Below are 3,441 nucleotides of genomic sequence, written 5' to 3'. Positions count from 1 at the left end.
TGTCTGGCATTTGGAAATTCTGATTTTAGTCGATTACTGATAGCTGTATTGGAATTATCGGAAATAATGACAACATTTCGTCGTGATTGATCGTCCTTCACAAATTGAATCATCGCGTGTTCTAGTATCTCTGGCTCAGGAATAGTTTGAAAAACATTCTCATACAACTGTGTTGGTTTATTAATTGGAGAGATTACAGGAATTTTATCATTTTCCAAGGCTTTCGCCACACGATCTAAATCATTTGGCATGAGCGGACCAATAACTGCATCGTACTTAGAAAAGTCATTGCTATTTAAAATTTTCGAGACTTCAGCTAATTGATCTCCAGTATCAAAGACTTTCAATTTTGTCGAAATCCCAAGTTGTTTTGCAGAATCCACGGCCATTAAAACGCCTGATTGAAAATCGAGCGAAACAGACAAGCGTCTATCTGTTTTGATCATATCTTTGGCTTGCTGAACAGAATCAGCATTGACCCTATTCAAACGGAAGGGCAACATGACCGCGATTTGCTTAGTTTTTAAATTCTTTAATTTAGAAGTAAGATTTGTTCCTTCAACTTTTACGATGGTATCTCCAACCGTTACATTATGTGGTACTTTTAAAACCATACCTTCTTTTAATCCATCGACCTTTAATTCAGGATTAAGTTTCTCTAACTGTTCTTGGCTCAGGCCCAGTTTGACTTTCAAGCGATAATAGCCTTCACTTTTTTGAACTGTATAATAGTTATAATTAACATCCATGGTCTTTTCACTGTCCGTATTTGGAACATTGAGGATATCACCTGCTTGCAAAACCTCACCCATTTTAGGATTCAAGGTTTCTAATTCGGCAACTGTAATTCCAAACTTATAGGCCACGCCCCATTTGCCTTCTTTCGGCTGTACTTTATAAGTTTTAAGCGCATTATTTGGAATTACTTTTGAAACAATTGTTTTGTACTCCGGAATCCTGATTTGATCACCCTTTTTTAAATTCTCAGAATATAAGCTTTTGTTGTGCTTTTTAATATCTTCAACTTCAATATTGTATTCCTTTGAAATGCTATAAAGGGTTTCTTTTCGTTGTACCTTATGGGATTTAAAACCAATAAGCTCTTTAGTTTCAGTAGGAATGCCCGAAGCAACAGTTGAAATATTAGGAATGATCAAAACCGCATCTAAAGTCAATTTTCGCTTCGCATCAGGGTTTAACGAATAAATATCTGACGCAGTTACTTGATATTTTTTCGCAATAGATTCTACCGTTTCTCCTTGCTTTACCGTATGCGTTTTAAACTTTTGTGCATTGGCAAACCAACTGCACGATAAGGTAATGATACAAACTAAAATGAATTTTTTCATTGACAAATATTTATATTCCCTTCTATCGGTCTAATAACAGATAGGAGGGAATTTCTTAACTTCGAGGTTTTTCTATTATTTAAGAGACTCCTGCCTCCGTAGGAGTTTGATTATTCCCATTCAATAGTGGCTGGCGGTTTTGAGCTGATATCATACACTACTCTATTAACGCCTTTTACTTTATTTATTATTTCGTTTGAGGTACTTTGCAAAAATTCGTAAGGTAGGTTTACCCAATCCGCCGTCATTCCATCGGTACTTTCGACCGCTCTTAAAGCGACACATTTTTCATAAGTGCGCTCATCACCCATCACGCCTACACTATTAACCGGCAGTAAAATTGCGCCTGCCTGCCATACTTTGTCGTACAAGCCCCAAGATTTTAGATTGTCGATAAATACAGCATCAACTTCTTGTAAGATACGCACTTTTTCAGCAGTAATATCGCCCAAAATACGAATGGCCAAACCTGGACCTGGAAAAGGATGACGTCCCAAAATAGCTTCGTCCATTCCCATAGATGCACCAACACGTCTTACCTCATCTTTAAATAAGGCTCTTAAGGGTTCCACAATTTTCAACTTCATGAAATCTGGTAAACCGCCCACGTTATGATGACTTTTGATCGTTGCACTTGGACCTCCAGTGGCAGAAACACTTTCAATCACATCTGGATATATTGTGCCTTGTGCCAACCATTTGACATCCTCAATTTGATGCGCTTCGTCATCAAAAACCTCAATGAACACACGACCGATAGCTTTTCGTTTCAACTCAGGATCGCTTAATCCTGCCAGTGCATCCAAGAAACGTGCCGAAGCATCAACACCTTTTACATTAAGTCCCATGCCTTCGTATTGCGCCAAGACATTTGTAAATTCATTTTTACGAAGTAATCCATTATTCACAAAAATGCAATATAGATTTTTGCCAATAGCTTTATGAAGTAATATCGCGGCTACTGAAGAATCCACACCTCCAGAAAGACCTAAAACCACTTTATCATCGCCAATTTGCGCTTGTAAAGCTTCAACCGTTTCCTCAACAAAAGATTGCGGCGTCCAGTCCTGCTCTATTTTTGCAATATGAACCAAAAAGTTTTCTAAGAGTTGCTTCCCATCTGTTGAATGGTAAACTTCTGGATGAAACTGGATGCCATAAGTTTGTTCGCCTTCAATAACGAACGCTGCATTTTCAACATCTTTGGTGCTGGCAATCAGCACTCCGTTAGTCGGCAATTTTTTAATGGTATCACTATGACTCATCCAAACCTGACTTCCTGCCTCAATATGATCGAACAATGGTTCATTCGCTTTAACATAAGTCAAATTTGTTCTTCCATACTCACGTGAATCAGATGGCTCCACCAATCCGCTAGAAAAATGAGATAAATATTGCGCACCGTAACAAACGCCGAGCAATGGCATGTGACCCCTAATTTTTGACAAATCGGGATGCGGCGCATTATCCGATCTTACAGATGATGGCCCACCAGATAAAATGACCGCTTTGAAGCTTTCAATTTCTGTTGGAATTTTATTGAATGGATGGATCTCACAATATATGTTGAGCTCTCTAACACGTCTCGCAATAAGCTGGGTGTATTGCGATCCGAAATCTAAAATAAGTACTTTGTTATGTTGCATGCGCAAAAATAAGGATAGATTTTTAAATTTACGATTTAGCCATGATGAAAATTAAAAAAATAAGCAGTAATTCAAGAGATTTAAATCCCGAAAACAACACATAAAGCTTCCTCTAAAATGGAGTACTTTAAACGAAACTCCAAAACTCATAAAAAATGAATGAGCCTCTGGTTCTTACTCCATCGTTTCCAAAATCATTTCAATATCCCGCTCTGTAGTATCGGGATTTATAAAACAAAAACGGGATACCGTTTCAAACGTATCGCCATTTTTCCATTTGGTTGGGGTTACCAAAGCAAAACCTTTGCGATGATTTTCATAGGTCCAATGGGTATAATCTTCGGGCTGCCACCCTTTTCTTCGGTAGAGCACACAAGAGAGACTTGGCGCTCTGACCAACTCCAAATCAGGATGCGCTTCAATCATTCTTCCTGCGATTTGCGCGA

At 38.3% G+C, this 3,441-nt stretch carries 2 protein-coding genes and 1 pseudogene; all 3 read right to left on the bottom strand.

What is annotated here, in order from left to right; genetic code table 11:
* The coding region (locus tag ABIQ28_RS03395) for a LysM peptidoglycan-binding domain-containing protein (protein WP_348035345.1) at positions 1-1,349 on the bottom strand (1,349 nt) is incomplete at its 3' end.
* Between the two features lie 110 nt (positions 1,350-1,459).
* Positions 1,460-2,995 carry a glutamine-hydrolyzing GMP synthase gene (gene guaA / locus ABIQ28_RS03390; RefSeq protein WP_348035344.1) on the bottom strand — a complete coding sequence of 512 codons (1,536 nt, stop codon included), beginning with the start codon at positions 2,993-2,995 and terminating at the stop codon, positions 1,460-1,462.
* A 174-nt stretch (positions 2,996-3,169) separates the two neighbouring features.
* Positions 3,170-3,441 (bottom strand): annotated as a pseudogene (locus ABIQ28_RS03385) (aspartate aminotransferase family protein); the annotation flags it as partial.

Origin of the sequence: Gelidibacter sp., assembly GCF_039916245.1 — a bacterium.
Lineage (GTDB): Bacteria > Bacteroidota > Bacteroidia > Flavobacteriales > Flavobacteriaceae > Gelidibacter.
The sequence above is the reverse complement of the archived record's forward strand: the minus strand, read 5'-3'. Positions and strand labels throughout refer to the sequence as shown.